Origin of the sequence: Streptomyces sp. MB09-02B (assembly GCF_033794485.1) — a bacterium.
Taxonomy (GTDB): Bacteria; Actinomycetota; Actinomycetes; order Streptomycetales; family Streptomycetaceae; genus Streptomyces.
Map to the genome: position 1 here is coordinate 1 of NZ_JARGEE010000059.1, position 15,290 is coordinate 15,290.

General features: G+C 71.2%; 15 protein-coding genes. 5 read left to right on the forward strand and 10 right to left on the reverse strand.

The annotated features are described in order from the left end of the window. Positions 1–128 precede the first annotated feature (128 nt). The 4 genes from P1P70_RS11590 to P1P70_RS11605 all read right to left on the reverse strand — a co-directional run bounded on the left by P1P70_RS11590 (position 129) and on the right by P1P70_RS11605 (position 3,721). On the reverse strand, positions 129–1,088 hold the full coding sequence (locus tag P1P70_RS11590; RefSeq protein WP_319236730.1) for a hypothetical protein: 960 nt from the start codon (positions 1,086–1,088) through the stop codon (positions 129–131). Between the two features lie 13 nt (positions 1,089–1,101). Further along, the gene (locus P1P70_RS11595; RefSeq protein ID WP_005481602.1) at positions 1,102–1,398 is read right to left on the reverse strand and encodes a DUF4193 domain-containing protein; all 297 of its coding nucleotides are present in this window, start codon (positions 1,396–1,398) and stop codon (positions 1,102–1,104) included. A 406-nt stretch (positions 1,399–1,804) separates the two neighbouring features. Next, positions 1,805–3,061, reverse strand: coding sequence for a HAMP domain-containing sensor histidine kinase (locus P1P70_RS11600; protein ID WP_319236731.1), 1,257 nt, complete (start codon positions 3,059–3,061; stop codon positions 1,805–1,807). A 6-nt stretch (positions 3,062–3,067) separates the two neighbouring features. Beyond that, positions 3,068–3,721: a response regulator transcription factor gene (locus P1P70_RS11605; protein ID WP_045561067.1), complete on the reverse strand. Its 654-nt coding sequence runs from the start codon at positions 3,719–3,721 to the stop codon at positions 3,068–3,070. A 411-nt stretch (positions 3,722–4,132) separates the two neighbouring features. On the opposite strand from P1P70_RS11605, the gene P1P70_RS11610 reads away from it, so the two are divergent. Next, positions 4,133–4,306: a hypothetical protein gene (locus tag P1P70_RS11610; RefSeq protein ID WP_184900211.1), complete on the forward strand. Its 174-nt coding sequence runs from the start codon at positions 4,133–4,135 to the stop codon at positions 4,304–4,306. Between the two features lie 79 nt (positions 4,307–4,385). Here the strand turns inward: P1P70_RS11610 and P1P70_RS11615 are convergent, their stop codons facing one another. Together P1P70_RS11615 and P1P70_RS11620 are read right to left on the reverse strand one after the other, a co-directional pair. Beyond that, positions 4,386–5,204: an inositol monophosphatase family protein gene (locus P1P70_RS11615; RefSeq protein WP_319236732.1), complete on the reverse strand. Its 819-nt coding sequence runs from the start codon at positions 5,202–5,204 to the stop codon at positions 4,386–4,388. An 8-nt stretch (positions 5,205–5,212) separates the two neighbouring features. Further along, positions 5,213–6,343, reverse strand: coding sequence for a ferrochelatase (locus tag P1P70_RS11620; RefSeq protein ID WP_319236733.1), 1,131 nt, complete (start codon positions 6,341–6,343; stop codon positions 5,213–5,215). A 150-nt stretch (positions 6,344–6,493) separates the two neighbouring features. On the opposite strand from P1P70_RS11620, the gene P1P70_RS11625 reads away from it, so the two are divergent. The 3 genes from P1P70_RS11625 (at position 6,494) to sepH (ending at position 10,450) form a co-directional block, all read left to right on the forward strand. Further along, positions 6,494–7,735 (forward strand): MFS transporter, encoded by a 1,242-nt coding sequence (locus P1P70_RS11625; protein ID WP_319236734.1) that lies wholly within the window; start codon positions 6,494–6,496, stop codon positions 7,733–7,735. After that, on the forward strand, positions 7,695–9,014 hold the full coding sequence (locus P1P70_RS11630; RefSeq protein WP_319236735.1) for a D-arabinono-1,4-lactone oxidase: 1,320 nt from the start codon (positions 7,695–7,697) through the stop codon (positions 9,012–9,014). The genes P1P70_RS11625 and P1P70_RS11630 overlap by 41 nt, the downstream gene beginning before the upstream one ends. 401 nt (positions 9,015–9,415) lie before the next feature. Then, a complete protein-coding gene (sepH, locus tag P1P70_RS11635; RefSeq protein WP_319236736.1) occupies positions 9,416–10,450 on the forward strand; it encodes a septation protein SepH in 1,035 nt (344 codons plus the stop codon). A gap of 148 nt (positions 10,451–10,598) precedes the next feature. On the opposite strand, the gene P1P70_RS11640 is transcribed toward sepH, so the two are convergent. Continuing rightward, complete coding sequence (locus P1P70_RS11640; RefSeq protein WP_319236737.1) at positions 10,599–11,426, reverse strand: sulfurtransferase; 828 nt, start codon at positions 11,424–11,426, stop codon at positions 10,599–10,601. Between the two features lie 322 nt (positions 11,427–11,748). Between P1P70_RS11640 and P1P70_RS11645 the strand changes: the two genes are divergently transcribed. Continuing rightward, a complete protein-coding gene (locus tag P1P70_RS11645; protein WP_319236738.1) occupies positions 11,749–12,576 on the forward strand; it encodes a VOC family protein in 828 nt (275 codons plus the stop codon). 70 nt (positions 12,577–12,646) lie between these two features. On the opposite strand, the gene P1P70_RS11650 is transcribed toward P1P70_RS11645, so the two are convergent. The 3 genes from P1P70_RS11650 to P1P70_RS11660 all read right to left on the reverse strand — a co-directional run bounded on the left by P1P70_RS11650 (position 12,647) and on the right by P1P70_RS11660 (position 15,152). Next, positions 12,647–13,294 (reverse strand): thymidine kinase, encoded by a 648-nt coding sequence (locus P1P70_RS11650; protein WP_319236739.1) that lies wholly within the window; start codon positions 13,292–13,294, stop codon positions 12,647–12,649. Positions 13,295–13,377: 83 nt separating this feature from the next. Then, positions 13,378–14,565, reverse strand: a complete 1,188-nt coding sequence (locus tag P1P70_RS11655; protein ID WP_319236740.1) for an alkaline phosphatase family protein — start codon at positions 14,563–14,565, stop codon at positions 13,378–13,380. Beyond that, entirely contained in the window at positions 14,565–15,152 is a 588-nt protein-coding gene (locus tag P1P70_RS11660; protein ID WP_319100626.1) for a DUF5998 family protein, read from the reverse strand. Before P1P70_RS11660 ends, P1P70_RS11655 begins: the two co-directional genes overlap by 1 nt. Positions 15,153–15,290 lie beyond the last annotated feature (138 nt).

Genomic DNA, 15,290 nt, shown 5'->3' on the forward strand with positions numbered 1-15,290 from the left:
CCACCCAGCCCTCCCCCCGGCCGGGAACGGCGATAAGGCATGACGGCGGCTTCCGGAGGTGCCGGACCCGGGCGCGCTCGATCAGCACTCACCCGCGCCCGGCCGGCGGACCGGCAGCCCCACGGGCATCAGCCCCCACCGAGCTCCTCGGGCAGCTCCCCCACCGTCAGGGGATCCACCGGCTTCTCCAGCGGCGGCAGCTCCGGCAACGCCTCCCACGGCACCTGCGTGCGCCGCAGGTCCTTACGGATCCGCTCGGCGAGGTGCTTGGTGTCCCGGCGGTTCATGACCGCCCCGACCGCGGCACCGACGAGGAACGGCATCAGGTTCGGCAGGTTCCGCACCATCCGCTTCATGATCTGCTGCCGCAGCTGCCGCTTCATCTGTCCACCGAGCGCCGAGTTGATCGTCGACGGCTTGGTCACATCGATACCGCGCTCCCCGGACCAGGAGTCCAGATAGGCGGTGCTGCGCTGCCGCAGGTTCCCGGGCGGTCGCACCCCGTACACCTCGTGCAGCTCGGCGATGAGCTTCAGCTCGATCGCGGCGACGCCGGTGATCTCGGCGGCCAGTTCCGCGGGCATGGCGGGCGGCGCCGGCAGCATCGCCACGGCCCCGACACCCGCCCCCACCGTGGAGGACGCGTTGGCCGCCCCCGCGACGAGTTTGTCGGCGATCTGCTCGGGTCCCAGTTGCGGGAACTGGGCACGCAGGGTCGCGAGATCGCGTACGGGGATCCGCGGGGCGATCTCGATGACACGGTCGGTGATGTACGCGAGCCCCGCTCGGGCCCGGTCACCGCTCTTGCGGGCCCCGACCTTGAGGCCCTGTCTCACTCCGTCCCGGACGGCGGCGACGGTGGCCGTGCGCCGTCTGGCGACCGGCGCCGGATTCTCCACCGGGACGGGCAGGCGTCCCTGCTCGTCCGTGGGGTTCCCCGACGCCGCGCCGGACGCACGTTCGAGCGAGGCCGCTCCCTGTTCGGAGGAGCCCCGCTCGTCGTCACGCACGCCGTCGGAGCCGTCGTACGGCTCCTGGTCCGCCCCCTTGCGGGAGCGGCGCTTCCAAGGAGGGGTCGAGCCAGTCACGGCCGACCCTGCCTCAGTCGCAGTCGCGGCAGATCGGCTGACCGTTCTTCTCGCGGGCCAGCTGGCTGCGGTGGTGCACCAGGAAGCAGCTCATGCAGGTGAACTCGTCCTGCTGCTTGGGCAGCACCCGGACGGCCAGCTCCTCGTTCGAGAGGTCGGCCCCGGGCAGTTCCAGGCCTTCCGCGGCCTCGAACTCGTCTACATCCACGGCGGACGTCGACTTGTCGTTCCGGCGAGCCTTGAGCTCTTCCAGGCTGTCCGAGTCGACGTCGTCGTCGGTCTTGCGTGGGGTGTCGTAATCCGTTGCCATGTCGCGCTCTCCCCCTCTGGGTGTCTGCGGTGTCTCCAGCGCACGTAACGCGTGAGAGGCCGGACTTGTGCCCGACCTGAGGCGGAGATTTTGCCTCACATCAAGGTCTGTTACTCAATCGACACCCAACCGGACTCCTCAAGAGTGATCGGCTTGGATGGCGAACGGGACCGTACACGGTCCTGAGGCTGTATTTCAAAGGCGCTTCAGCATGTACTTCCCGTGATCTCAACCCCCGAAAACCCGGATTTTCCCGGCTTTACGACGGCCACATGATCACGCTCGGTAGATGGCTGGAAATTCGCCCCTGTGATCGATCACACATCGGTCGTGCACGACCGTTTCGATCAGGTACCCAGGAAATTCCGCGCAAAGCGAACACGTCCCGGAACCGGGGGTCATTTTCTCAGACCGGCAGGGTCACACGCATCACGAGCCCGCCTCCCTCACGTGGCCGGGCGGCGATGTGGCCGCCGTGCGCGCGGGCCACGGAGCGGACGATCGACAGGCCGAGGCCCACCCCCTTGTCGCTGCCCGTGCGCTCCGTACGCAGCCGCCGGAAAGGCTCGAAAAGGTTGTCGATCTCGTACGCCGGGACCACGGGCCCGGTGTTCGTGACCACCAGCAACGCCTGTCCGTGCTGGAGCTCCGTGGTGACCTCCACCCAGCCGCCCGCACCCTGCACGTTGTACCGGACGGCGTTCTGGACGAGGTTCAGGGCGATCCGCTCCAGCAGGACGCCGTTGCCCTGGACCACCGCGGGAGCCCGCTCCCCGCGGATCTCCACCTTCTTGGCGTCCGCCTCGGAACGCACCTGGTCGATCGCCTGGGAGGCGACCTCGGCGAGGTCCACCGGCTTGCGCTCGACGATCTGGTTGTCGCTGCGGGCGAGCAGCAGCAGACCCTCGACGAGCTGCTCGCTGCGCTCGTTGGTGGCCAGCAGCGTCTTGCCCAGCTGTTGCAGCTCGGTCGGCGCGTGCGGGTCGGAGAGGTGCACTTCGAGGAGGGTGCGGTTGATCGCGAGGGGTGTTCTCAGCTCGTGCGAGGCGTTCCCGACGAACCGCTGCTGAGCCGTGAAGGCCCGTTGGAGCCGCTCCAGCATCTCGTCGAAGGTGTCCGCGAGCTCCTTCAGCTCGTCGTCCGGACCGTCCAGCTCGATCCGGCGCGACAGGTCCGAGCCGGCCACCGCGCGCGCGGTGCGGGTGATCCGGCCCAGCGGCGCGAGCACCCGGCCCGCCATCGCGTACCCGAAGGCGAACGCGATCACGGCGAGCCCCAGCAGGGCCAGCAGCGACCGGCTCAGCAGGGTGTCCAGGGCGACCTGGCGCTGGGCGTCGATGCAGGCGGAGATCGCGGCGTTGAAGTCCGAGAGCCGCACATTGGTCGAGCCGGCGTCGACCGCGGGGCACTTCTCGCTGGTGACACTGATGTCCGTGCCACCGACGATCTTGAACAGCGGCGCGTTTCCCGTGTTCACGGCCTGGGCGGCCAGCAGGTAGATGATCGACAGCAGCAGGATCCCGGCGATCAGGAACATGCCGCCGTACAGCAGCGTGAGCCGTATCCGGATGGTCGGGCGCAGCCACGGGAGCGGGTTCTGGGGCCGCCTGGGGTCCCAGGTGGGTTTCGGGGGCGCCAGCGGGGGCGCGGGGGTGGTGGCCATCGCGGATCAGATCCGGTAGCCGGAACCGGGCACGGTGACGATGACCGGCGGTTCGCCGAGCTTGCGGCGCAGTGTCATGACCGTCACCCGGACGACGTTGGTGAACGGGTCGGTGTTCTCGTCCCAGGCCTTCTCCAGGAGCTGCTCGGCCGACACGACGGCGCCCTCACTGCGCATCAGCACCTCCAGGACCGCGAACTCCTTCGGCGCGAGCTGGACCTCCTTGCCGTCGCGGAAGACCTCGCGGCGGTTCGGGTCGAGCTTGATGCCGGCGCGCTCCAGGACGGGCGGGAGCGGCATGCTCGTCCGCCGGCCGAGGGCACGCACGCGTGCGATGAGCTCACTGAACGCGAAGGGCTTGGGCAGATAGTCGTCGGCGCCGATCTCAAGGCCCTCGACACGGTCGCTGACGTCGCCGGACGCGGTGAGCATCAGCACGCGCGTGGGCAGGCCGAGCTCGACCAGCTTGCGGCAGACGTCGTCGCCGTGGACGAGGGGGAGGTCACGGTCGAGGACGACCACGTCGTAGTCGTTGACGCCGATGCGCTCCAGGGCGGCCGCGCCGTCGTACACGACGTCGACGGCCATGGCCTCCCGGCGCAGTCCGGTGGCCACCGCATCGGCGAGCAGCTGCTCGTCCTCGACGACGAGTACGCGCACGTCGCTTGTCCTTCCTCTGTCCACCCGCGTAGCGCGTCACAGGCGCGCACGGGCAGGGTGTTCGTGGGTGTGTTGACCTCCATCCTGCCTTTTTCGGCCGTAAGTCGGCTGTAAGACGACCCCGGGCGGGAAGGGCGGGGGCGCTGACGGGGAATGCGGGACTTTTTCGTCCGGTTGAGGTTTCCGTCCGAGAGACCGGGGGGAGGACGGCTTTACACCCCGCGATCACGCTCTGCTTGTGCCGCACCACCATGCGGCACGGATCCGCTTTTCCGCAGAGTGGGCGTGGGTGTCCGGCACCGTCGCCGCCCGGCCAGGGTGGCGCTGGGCATCCACAGGAGACGTGATCGCCCCTTCTGAACGGCACACCCCCGTGCCATCGACCCACGACCCAGGACGAGGGGGCGCAGCATGGACGCATTCACCGCAGGACTTCTGCAGCGCATAAGGGCGACCGAGTCCGACCTGACCAGGGCTCGCGACGAGGGCGACGACTTCCTCGTCGAGGTGGAGCAGGGCGAACTCGACGACCTGCGCCGCCTCGCCGCCGACCACGGTGTGGAGGTCGGCGCGCAGAGCGTCTGATCCACGGCCCATGCGCACGACAGCAGAACCCCGGCAGATCCAGGCCGGGGTTCTGCTTTTTCTGCTTCTGGTGCGGGCCTCAGTCGTGCCAGGCGCCCAAGGCGTCCAGACGGCTCTGGAGCGTCTCGAAGAGGCCCGGTGGGGCCGCGATGGTCAGGTCGGTCGAGAGGGGCTCTCCGGGGCGGCCACCGGTCAGGGCGCCCGCCTCTCGGGCGATGACGTCGCCCGCCGCGTAGTCCCAGGGGTTCAGGCCGCGCTCGTAGTACGCGTCCAGGCGGCCCACGGCCACGTCGCAGAGGTCGATCGCGGCCGAGCCGCCCCGCCGGATGTCCCGGACGTGGGGGATCAGCTCGCGCAGTACGTCGGCCTGCCTGGCCCGGCGCTCGGCGCGGTAGCCGAAGCCGGTGCCGACGAGGGCCAGCTCCGGCTCCGGGGCGGGGCGCACGCGCGCGGGACGGTCGTTCAGGAACGCGCCCTCGCCGAGGACGGCCCGGAAGGTCTCGCCGCGCACCGGGGCGTGGACCACGCCCACGACCGTCTCGTCGTCCACCCGGGCGGCGATGGAGACGGCCCAACTGGGCAGACCGTAGAGATAGTTGACGGTGCCGTCGAGGGGGTCGATCACCCACTGGACGCCGCTGGTGCCGACGACGCTGGCGCCCTCCTCGCCGAGCACGCCGTCGTGCGGCCTGCGCTCGGCCAGCAGGCCGGTGATCAGCTTCTCGGAGGCGATGTCCATCTCGGTGACGACGTCGACCGCGCTGGACTTGGTGGCGGCGACGCCGAGATCGGCGGGCCGCCCGTCACGCAGGAAGTCCCCCGCGCGCCGGGCGGCGTCCAGGGCGATCTCCAGCAGCTCGGCCTTCAGGCCGTCCGGACGCTCGGGTCGGTCGGTCACGGTGCTCCTCACGCGTACGGGCTGTCGGCGCCCGCGGCGGCGGGCTGCGGGGTCCTGGCCGGGCAGCAGCCGACCGGGCACAGGTGGTGGCTCGCGCCGAGCGCGCCGAGGGCGCAGGGGGTGACCGCGTCCTCGCCTCGCTCGGCCGCCGCTCGCTCCAGGACGAGGTCGCGGACGGCGGCGGCGAACCGGGGGTCGGCACCCACCGTGGCCGAGCGGCGGACGGGCAGGCCCAGCTCCCTGCCCTTGGCCATGGCCTCGGTGTCGAGGTCGTACAGGACCTCCATGTGGTCCGAGACGAACCCGATGGGCGCCATCACGACGGCCGGGACTCCGGCCTCGTGGCGCTCCTCCAGGTGGTCGCAGATGTCCGGCTCCAGCCACGGGATGTGCGGGGCGCCGGAACGGGACTGGTAGACGAGCTGCCAGGGGTGCTCGACACCGGTCCGCTCGCGCACGGCGTCGGCGATGAGCCGCGAGACGTCCAGGTGCTCCGCGACGTACGCGCCGCCGTCCCCGTGGTCCTCGACCGGGCCGGAGGTGTCCGCCGAGGCGTTGGGGATGGAGTGCGTGCAGAAGGCCAGGTGGGCGCCGTCGCGGACGTTGTCGGGGAGCTCGGCGAGCGACTCCAGGACGCCGTCGATCATGGGCTCCAGGAAGCCGGGGTGGTTGAAGTAGTGCCGGATCTTGTCGATCCTCGGCAGCTCCAGGCCCTCGGCCTCCAGGGCGGCGAGCGAGTCGGCCAGGTTCTCGCGGTACTGGCGGCAGCCCGAGTACGAGGCGTACGCGCTGGTGGCGAGGACCAGGATCCGGCGGCGGCCGTCGGCGACCATCTCACGCAGGGTGTCGGTCAGATAGGGCGCCCAGTTGCGGTTGCCCCAGTAGACCGGCAGGTCCAGGCCGTGCTCGGCGAAGTCCTTGCGGAGGGCGTCCAGCAGGGCGCGGTTCTGGTCGTTGATGGGGCTGACCCCGCCGAACAGGAAGTAGTGCTGCCCGACTTCCTTGAGGCGCTCCTTGGGGATGCCGCGACCCCGTGTCACGTTCTCCAGGAACGGGACCACGTCGTCCGGGCCTTCCGGGCCGCCGAAGGAGAGCAGGAGCAGGGCGTCGTAGGGGGTGGCGTCGTGCGCGTGTGGCATGCCTTCGATCCTGCCACCCGGCACCGACGGGCGGGATCCCGGCCCATCCCCGAGAATGACTTAGGGTTACCTCACCTGTAAGCTGTATCGACTGAGTTCGCGCCTTACGAGGAACTCATCCCTCCGCTTCCCGGAACGACCGGAGCCCCCGTGCCCAGCCCCTACACCGCCCTGTTCGCCGCGCCCGGCACCAAGGGCTTCACCGCCGCGGGTCTCCTCGGCCGGATGCCGCTGTCCATGATGGGCATCGGCGTGGTCACGATGATCTCCCAGCTCACCGGGCGGTACGGCCTGGCCGGCGCGCTCTCGGCGACCATCGCGCTGTCCGCCGCCGTGCTCGGCCCGCAGATCTCGCGTCTGGTGGACCAGTACGGGCAGCGGCGGGTGCTGCGCCCGGCGACCCTCGTGGCGCTGGCCGCCGCCGCGGGACTCCTGCTCGCCGCGCACTACGGCTGGCCGGACTGGGTGCTGTACCTCTGCTCGGCCGGCATCGGCTGTGTGCCGAGCCTCGGGGCGATGACCCGGGCGCGCTGGGCGGCCCTCTACCGGGACACCCCGCAACTGCACACCGCGTACTCCTTCGAGTCCGTCGTCGACGAGGTGTGCTTCATCTTCGGGCCGATCATCTCCATCGGGCTGTCCACGGCGTGGTTCCCGGAGGCCGGACCGCTGCTCGCCGCCTGCTTCCTGGCGGCCGGGGTCTTCTGGCTGACGGCCCAGCGCGCCACCGAACCCGCGCCGCACCCGCGCGAGCGGGACGTCAAGGGGCGTTCGGCGCTGCGCTCGCCCGGACTGCAGGTCCTGGTGGCGACGTTCGTGGCGACCGGAGCGATCTTCGGAGCGGTCGACGTCGTCACCGTGGCCTTCGCCGAGGAGCGGGGCCACAAGGCCGCCGCGAGCGTGGTCCTGGCCCTCTACGCGGCCGGTTCCTGCGCCGCGGGCATCGTCTTCGGGCTGCTGCGCTTCTCCGGGGCGGCGGAACGTCGATGGCTGCTGGGCGTGTGCGGCATGGCCGTGAGTATGATCCCCCTCCTACTGGTCGGAAACTTGCCGTTTCTGGCCGTGGCGCTCTTCGTGGCGGGTCTGTCCATCGCACCCACGATGATCACGACGATGTCCCTCATCGAAGAGCACGTACCACGCACGCAACTGACCGAGGGCATGACCTGGGTGGGCACCGGGCTCGCGGTCGGGGTCGCGCTCGGGTCCTCGGTCTCCGGCTGGGTGATCGACGCGGCCGGGGCGAAGGCAGGGTACGTGGTTCCGGCGGCGTCCGGGGCCGTCGCGGTCGCGGTCGGTTTTCTCGGGTACCGCCGGCTGCGCAGGCCGGCTCCAAGGCGGGGAGGGCCCCATGAGCACCACAGTGATCGGGAAGAGCGGCACGTGGCGTAACTGGGCGGGGAACGTCACCGCCCGCCCCGTACGGGAGGTCACCCCGGCCACCGTCGAGGAACTCGCCGCGGCCGTACGGCAGGCGGCCGAGGACGACCTCCGGGTGAAGGCCGTCGGTACGGGCCACTCGTTCACGGCCGCGGCCGCGACCGACGGTGTGTTGATCCGCCCTCAACTGCTGACGGGCATACGCAAGATCGACCGTGAGGCCATGACCGTCACGGTCGCCGCCGGCACTCCGCTCAAGCGGCTCAACCTGGCTCTCGCGCGCGAGGGGCTCTCGCTCACCAACATGGGCGACATCATGGAGCAGACGGTCTCCGGCGCGACCAGCACCGGCACCCACGGCACCGGCCGCGACTCGGCCTCCATAGCCGCCCAGATCCGGGGGCTCGAACTGGTCACCGCCGACGGGTCGGTGCTGACCTGCTCCGCGACGGAGAACCCCGACGTCTTCGCGGCCGCCCGCGTCGGCATCGGCGCCCTCGGCATCGTCACCGCGATCACCTTCGCCGTGGAGCCGATCTTCCTGCTCACGGCGCGCGAGGAACCGATGCCGTTCGAGAAGGTGCTGGCCGAGTTCGACGAACTGCACGCCGAGAACGAGCACTTCGAGTTCTACTGGTTCCCCCACACCGGCAACACCAACACCAAGCGCAACAACCGCAGCGCTGGCCCCGAGAAGCCTGTACCCCAGTTGAACAGCTGGTTCGAGGACGAGTTCCTCTCCAACGGCGTCTTCCAGGTGGCCAACTGGGTCGGCCAGGCGGTCCCCGCCACCATCCCGACGATCGCGCAGATCTCCAGCCGCGCCCTGTCCGCGCGGACCTACACCGACATCCCCTACAAGGTCTTCACTTCCCCGCGCCGAGTGCGGTTCGTGGAGATGGAGTTCGCCGTTCCGCGCGAGGCCCTGGTGGACACGCTGCGTGAACTCAAGGCGATGGTCGACCGTTCGAAGCTGCGCGTCAGCTTCCCCGTCGAGGTGCGCACCGCGCCGGCCGACGACATCACGCTCTCCACCGCCTCCGGCCGGGAGAGCGCCTACGTCGCCGTCCACATGTTCAGGGGCACGCCTTATCAGGCCTACTTCACCGCCGCCGAGCGGATCTTCACCGCCCACGAGGGACGGCCGCACTGGGGCAAGGTGCACACGCGGGACACGGACTACTTCGCCAAGGTCTATCCCCGCTTCGGCGAGTTCACCGCGCTGCGTGACCGGCTCGACCCCGAACGGCGTTTCCAGAACGACTACTTGCGCCGGGTGCTCGGGGCGTAGCCGGTCAGGCGGTTCTGCCGACGATGTGAAGCACGTCCCTCCCAGGGGTGCGAAAAGGTCTGTTCCGGCGGCGTATTGACGTCTCCCATGAGAAGTTGAGCGGCGTGCCGATCCACGCAAGTGGCCCGAATGGAGTACTGTTGCGAGCCCTGGGTCCGGACTCCCGCCAGGGTGTCCGGGGCCTTCGAGGACCGCCGGGAGGGGGATCGTTGCACAGGGTGATGAGGTTCGTCACTTAGCGTTGCGAATTGATAACCGTGCCATAACGGCGGCCCCGGGCTCACGCCCGACACGCCGGGCAACTCGGCAAGGTTGTGGCAGGCTGCACCCGGGCAGGCCACACTCGACTAGCGGAAGCAGCGACGCACGTGACGTCGGCAGGCACCACCCGGGAGGTCCCCATGCCCGAACTGCGTGTCGTGGCCGTCTCCAATGACGGCACACGGCTGGTGCTGAAGGCTGCCGATTCCACGGAGTACACGCTGCCGATCGACGAACGGCTGCGTGCCGCCGTGCGCGGCGACCGACCCCGCCTCGGTCAGATCGAGATCGAGGTGGAGAGCCATCTCCGCCCCCGTGACATCCAGGCGCGTATACGCGCGGGTGCCACGGCCGAAGAGGTCGCGCAGCTCGCCGGCATCCCCGTCGACCGGGTCCGCCGGTTCGAGGGCCCCGTCCTGGCCGAGCGCGCCTTCATGGCCGAGCGGGCGCGCAAGACCCCGGTCCGCCGCCCCGGCGAGAACGCTGCGGGGCCCCAGCTCGGCGAGGCCGTCCAGGAGCGACTGCTGCTGCGCGGCGCCGAGAAGGACACCGTCCAGTGGGACTCGTGGCGTCGCGACGACGGCACCTGGGAAGTGCTGTTGGTGTACTGCGTCGCGGGTGAACCGCACTCGGCGAGCTGGACCTACGACCCGCCCCGGCGGCTCGTCCAGGCCGTCGACGACGAGGCGCGGTCGCTGATCGGCGAGTCCGACGACCTCGGGACGCCCGAGCCGAGCTTCCCGTTCGTGCCGAGGATCGCGCGGCTGCCCCGTGACCGCCCCCTGGACCGCCAGGCGGAACGTCCCGTCCTGCCCGCGCCGCCCGAGGACGACGAGGAGATCGTGAGCGAGCGCGACTCGCTCACCAGCATCCTGGAGGCCGTCCCCAGCTACCGGGGCGACCTGGTGGTGCCCGAACTGCCCTCCGCCGAACCGCAGGAGGAATCCGTCTCCGTCGAGGAAGTGGCGGAAGAGGAGTCCGCGGCACCCGCGGCGTCGGCCGGTTCCGCCTACGCGGACGTTCTCATGCCGCGGTCGGTCAACGGCCACCGCGACCGGCTGATCGGCGCCACCGACCGCCAGGCCGAGGCGGACGGCGTCCGACCGGGGCGGCGCGCGGCGGTGCCGAGCTGGGACGAGATCGTCTTCGGGACGAGACGCAAGAAGCAGGAGTAACGGCCCCACGGTGGTGGGGAATCGGAGCGCTCACTCGTTCCACTCGGTCCAGCGGATCCGTTTCTCTCGGGTGCAGGATCGGTCATTCATACGTGTGTGGGGCCCGCGTCGTTCAGACGTGGGCCCCACGCGTGCCGTCAGCGCCGGGTCACTGGGGGTCGGGGCCGGTGGCCACCGGACGGTCACCGTCCCGGGACCACTCCGACCACGAACCCACATACAGGGCCGCCGGGATGCCCGCCACGGCCAGCGCCAGCACCTGGTGGGCGCCGGAGACTCCGGAGCCGCAGTACACGCCGACCTCGGAGTCGGGGGTCGCACCGAGTCCCTTGAAGCGGTCGGTGAGTTCGGCGGCGGTCCGGAAGAGGCCGGATTCGGCCACGTTCTCCGTGGTCGGGGCCGACACCGCGCCCGGGATGTGCCCGCCGACCGGGTCGATGGGTTCCACGTCGCCCCGGTAGCGTTCGGCGGCCCGTGCGTCCAGGAGCAGTCCGGTGCGGGCCAGCGCGGCGGCGCCGTCCGCGTCGAGCAGCGGCAGCGCGCCGGGCGCCGGCTCGAAGGTGCCCGGGGCGGGCTCCGGGATCTCGGCCGTCAGCGCGCCCTCCCAGGCCGCCAGACCGCCGTCCAGGACCCGCACCGAGGGGTGGCCGGCCCAGCGGAGCAGCCACCACGCGCGCGCGGCGGCCCAGTTGAGCCCGCCGTCGTACACGACGACGGCACGGTCGGCGGAGACGCCGGCCGCCCGCATCACCGCACCGAAGGCGTCGGCGTCGGGCAGCGGATGGCGGCCGCCGGAACCCGCCGGACCGGCGAGTTCGGCGTCCAGGTCGACGAAGACGGCTCCCGGGATGTGCGCCTTCTCGTACTCGGGGCGCAGGTTCGGGCCGCCCAACTGCCAGCGGACGTCCAGGATGACCGGCGGACGGGCTCCCGCCAGCTCGTTGGCGAGGTCGGGGGCCGAGATGATGGCGTTCATGGCCCCATCCTCGCGCACGGGGTGGCCGCCTCGCCCGGCTCCGGCTACTCTGCCCGCCGGGCGGTGCCGATCACCGGGCGTACGGGATCGGGCACGAGCTGTACAACTGACGGACACCACACGGCAGCGGCGCGGACGAAGGCCGGGACCGGCGGGCCGGACATCCTCGCGCACGTACGCGTCGTTGCGGCGGTGCGGCGCGGGCCCGTGGCGCTACGGGTGGTGCGAGCATCGGCACGGGGCGTGATCGCGCGTGGACGCGGTACACGCGTACCGAGGGCGACGGACACGGCCACCGCGAGGGGCCGAGGAGAGAGTGACGATGACCGAGGCACGGGGGTCGACCGGCCTGAACGGCGCGGTGTATCCACCGGGCACACCTTGCTGGGTGAGCCTGATGGTGCACGGGACGGCCACGACCCAGGAGTTCTACGGGGCCCTGTTCGGCTGGGAGTTCCAGCCCGGTCCCCAGCAGCTCGGCCCGTATGTGCGGGCCCTGCTCGACGGGCGGCAGGTCGCGGGGATCGGCCAGCTGCCGCCGGACCGTCATCTCCCCATCGCCTGGACGCCCTACTTCGCCTCGGCCGACGCGGACCGGACGGCGGAGACCGTGCGGCACTGCGGCGGCACCGTGGGCGTGGGCCCGTTGGACGCCGGTGACGCGGGTCGGCTGGTGATCGCCTCCGACCCGGCGGGGGCCGTCTTCGGGATCTGGCAGGCGGCGGAGCACCTCGGCGCGGACATCACCGGCGTCCCCGGCACGCCCGCCTGGGACGAACTCCTCACCGCCGACAGCTCGTTGGTCGCCAAGTTCTACGAGACTGTCTTCGGCTACGAGGAGGAGCCGGTGGTCTCCGCCGACCTCGACTACGTCACCCTGCGCGTCGGGGGCAGACCGGTGGCCGGCATCCACGGCGTCGGCAGCGCGCTCCCCCGGGACCGGGGGCCCCACTGGCTGACCTACTTCGAGGTGGGCGATCCCGACGAGGCCGCCAACCGCGTCATCGAACTGGGCGGCCATGTCCTGGAACCGGCTCATGACAGCCCTCATGGCCCGGTGGCCACCCTGGCCGACCCGGAGGGCGCGAAGTTCGCGGTGGTGCGCACGGAACACCGGACCACCGGCGGGGAGGGTCGCACGGCCGGGTGAACGGGGCGGCGCGGGACCCGTCTCGACCGGGCGCTGGACCGGCGTGGCCCCAAGACGGACCGGCAGTGGGTCAGACCGTCTCGACCGGGAGGACGTCCGGGGCGAGGGCACCCGCGTGGGCGGTGGCGGCCGTCATCCTGCGGCGGTGGTGACGGCGGCAGAGGACCTCGTAGCCGATGTCGTCCGGCTGGTTGACATCGCCGACGACGACCTGGGCACCCTCGACGACCATCTGGCCGCCTATGGTGCGGGCGTTGTGGGTGGCGCGGGCGCCGCACCAGCACAGGGCCTCGACCTGGAGGACCTCGACCCGGTCGGCCAGCTCGACCAGACGCTGGGAGCCGGGGAAGAGCTTGGAGCGGAAGTCGGTCGTGATGCCGAAGGCGTAGACGTCCAGGCCCAGGTCGTCCACCACGCGGGCGAGCTGGTCGATCTGCCCGGGGGCGAGGAACTGGGCCTCGTCGGCGATCACATAGTCCGCGCGGCGGCCCTGGGAGAGGTGGTCGACGAGATAGGCGTAGAGGTCCTGGCCGTCCTCGACCTCCACGGCGTCCGTGACCAGGCCCAGCCGTGACGACAGCTTGCCCTCGCCCGCGCGGTCGTCACGCGTGAAGATCATGCCCTGGAGGCCGCGCGCCGAGCGGTTGTGCTCTATCTGGAGGGCCAGCGTCGACTTCCCGCAGTCCATGGTTCCGGAGAAGAACACCAGCTCGGGCATGTTGGGTCGAGCACCTTTCGGCGAGGAGGACGAGGGCGGGGCGACCGTCTGGCGGACGGCGTGGTGGGCGGCGGCAGGGCGTCTCAGGAGCGTACTTCGAGCAGCGGGACCAGCTGTTCGACGGGGGTCATCGAACCGTGGTTGCCGACCATCGCCGACTCCTTGGGCTCCCGCTCCGAGGCGACGATCAGGACGTCGTCGTGCGCGGCCGCGACCACGTCTCCTATGCGGGCGTACACGCGTTCGTCGATGTGCGGGCCGAACCAGCCCGCCGCGATGGCCTCGTCGCGCGAGGCGATCCAGAACTGCTCGCCGAGCACCTCGCGCCAGCAGGTCAGGACGTCCGACTCGGCGCCCGGCACCGCGTACACATGGCGGGCCCGGCCCTCGCCGCCCAGCAGGGCGACCCCGGCGCGCAGCTCCCAGTCCTCGTCGAAGTCGATGCGGTGCTGCTCGTCGAACGGGATGTCGATCATGCCGTGGTCGGCGGTGACGTACAGGGCGGTGCGCGGCGGGAGTTGCTCGGCCAGGCGCTGGACCAGCCGGTCGACGTGCATGAGCTGGCCGCGCCAGGCGTCGGAGTCGACACCGAAGCGGTGTCCCGCGCCGTCCAGCTCGGAGTAGTAGGTGTAGATCAACGCGCGGTCCCCGGCGGCCAGTTGCTCGGCGGCCACGTCCATGCGGTCCTCGCCGGAGAGGCGGCCGTGGAAGGTGCCGCCGCTCAGCGCGATCTGGGTGAGGGGCGTGTTCTGGAAGGCCGGGGAGGTGACCTGGGCGGTGTGCACGCCCGCCCGGTCGGCGAGCTGGAAGATCGTGGGGTAGGGCTGCCACACCTTCGGCGAGGTCCACGGCTGCCAGCGGAGCTGGTTCATCAGCTCCTGGGTCTGCGGGTCGCGGACCGTGTACCCGGGCAGGCCGTGCGCGCCCGGGGGCAGGCCGGTGCCCACGGAGGCGAGGGAGGTCGCGGTGGTGGCGGGGTACCCCGCGGTGATGGGGCGGCCGGTGCCGCCGCGCGAGGACGCCAGCAGGGCCGTCAGGTAGGGCGCCTCGTCGGGGTGCGCCTTCAGCTGCTCCCAGCCCAGGCCGTCGACCAGGAACACACAGACCCGGTCGGCCGCCGTCAGTTCCGGTATCGAGGCGGTCGTACCGGGTACCCCCATGCCCGCCGCGAGGGTGGGCAGGAGGTCGGCGAGCGAACCTGCGCCGTACTCGGGGACGGGGGCGGAGCCGAGGGACAGGGGTTCCGGGTGGTCCCAGGTGGGCAGCGCCATCAGCGGGCGGTGTCCGCGGTCGCCTCGGAGAGGGACTGCGCGAAGGCGAGAGCCTGACGCACGGTCTCCGGGCCGTCCCCGGCCTCGCTGACGCGCAGGCTGAGGTCGTCGGCCGTCGAGCTGCCCGTGTACCCGTGGTCCGCCTCGCAGTTGGGGTCGCCGCAGGCGGCGGGCTCCAGGTCGATGCGGGAGACGGCTCCCCAGCCGATGGTCAGGACAACCTCGCGGGGCAGGGTGCCCGGGGTGTAGGACTCGGGGTTGGCGACGACGCGGCTGAGCACGACCGACGAGATCCGGCCGATCTTCACCGACTCGGTCGACGTCGTGGCGTACGGAGTCGGTGACGTACCGTCCGCGGCCTGCTCGTCGGTGTGGCTCACGATGAAGCGGTTGCCCGTGAGGACGAGGACGGTGACGTGGCGCCGCACCTCGTTCGCGTCGAACGTCGTCTCCTGGTGGACCAGGTACGACTTGATGGCCTCGCCGCCGACAGCGGCCTCCACCGCCTCGGCCACGAGGGCCGGGTAGTAGCCGCTGCGCTCGATCGCCGCACGCAGCCCCTGGGTCGTCGTACTGGTCTTGGCCATGACGTCCATCCTACGGTGGCGCACTGACTGCGAGGGACCGCTCTGCGGTCTCTGTTCTGTCGTGGACGGTTCAATGCGCGGGCTCGTGCGCCGTGCGCACGGTGGCCGCGCGCCGCCTCCGGTGGGCCGGGTGCCGCG

Excerpts from the sequence above, each read along its gene's own strand:
- P1P70_RS11595 (WP_005481602.1), bottom strand. The coding sequence starts at position 1,398 with ATGGCAACGGATTACGACACCCCACGCAAGACCGACGACGACGTCGAC.
- P1P70_RS11620 (WP_319236733.1), bottom strand. The coding sequence starts at position 6,343 with ATGCCACACGCGCACGACGCCACCCCCTACGACGCCCTGCTCCTGCTC.
- sepH (WP_319236736.1), top strand. The coding sequence starts at position 9,416 with ATGCCCGAACTGCGTGTCGTGGCCGTCTCCAATGACGGCACACGGCTG.
- P1P70_RS11655 (WP_319236740.1), bottom strand. The coding sequence starts at position 14,565 with ATGGCGCTGCCCACCTGGGACCACCCGGAACCCCTGTCCCTCGGCTCC.
- P1P70_RS11650 (WP_319236739.1), bottom strand. The coding sequence starts at position 13,294 with ATGCCCGAGCTGGTGTTCTTCTCCGGAACCATGGACTGCGGGAAGTCG.
- P1P70_RS11640 (WP_319236737.1), bottom strand. The coding sequence starts at position 11,426 with ATGAACGCCATCATCTCGGCCCCCGACCTCGCCAACGAGCTGGCGGGA.
- P1P70_RS11630 (WP_319236735.1), top strand. The coding sequence starts at position 7,695 with ATGAGCACCACAGTGATCGGGAAGAGCGGCACGTGGCGTAACTGGGCG.
- P1P70_RS11660 (WP_319100626.1), bottom strand. The coding sequence starts at position 15,152 with ATGGCCAAGACCAGTACGACGACCCAGGGGCTGCGTGCGGCGATCGAG.
- P1P70_RS11600 (WP_319236731.1), bottom strand. The coding sequence starts at position 3,061 with ATGGCCACCACCCCCGCGCCCCCGCTGGCGCCCCCGAAACCCACCTGG.
- P1P70_RS11610 (WP_184900211.1), top strand. The coding sequence starts at position 4,133 with ATGGACGCATTCACCGCAGGACTTCTGCAGCGCATAAGGGCGACCGAG.
- P1P70_RS11645 (WP_319236738.1), top strand. The coding sequence starts at position 11,749 with ATGACCGAGGCACGGGGGTCGACCGGCCTGAACGGCGCGGTGTATCCA.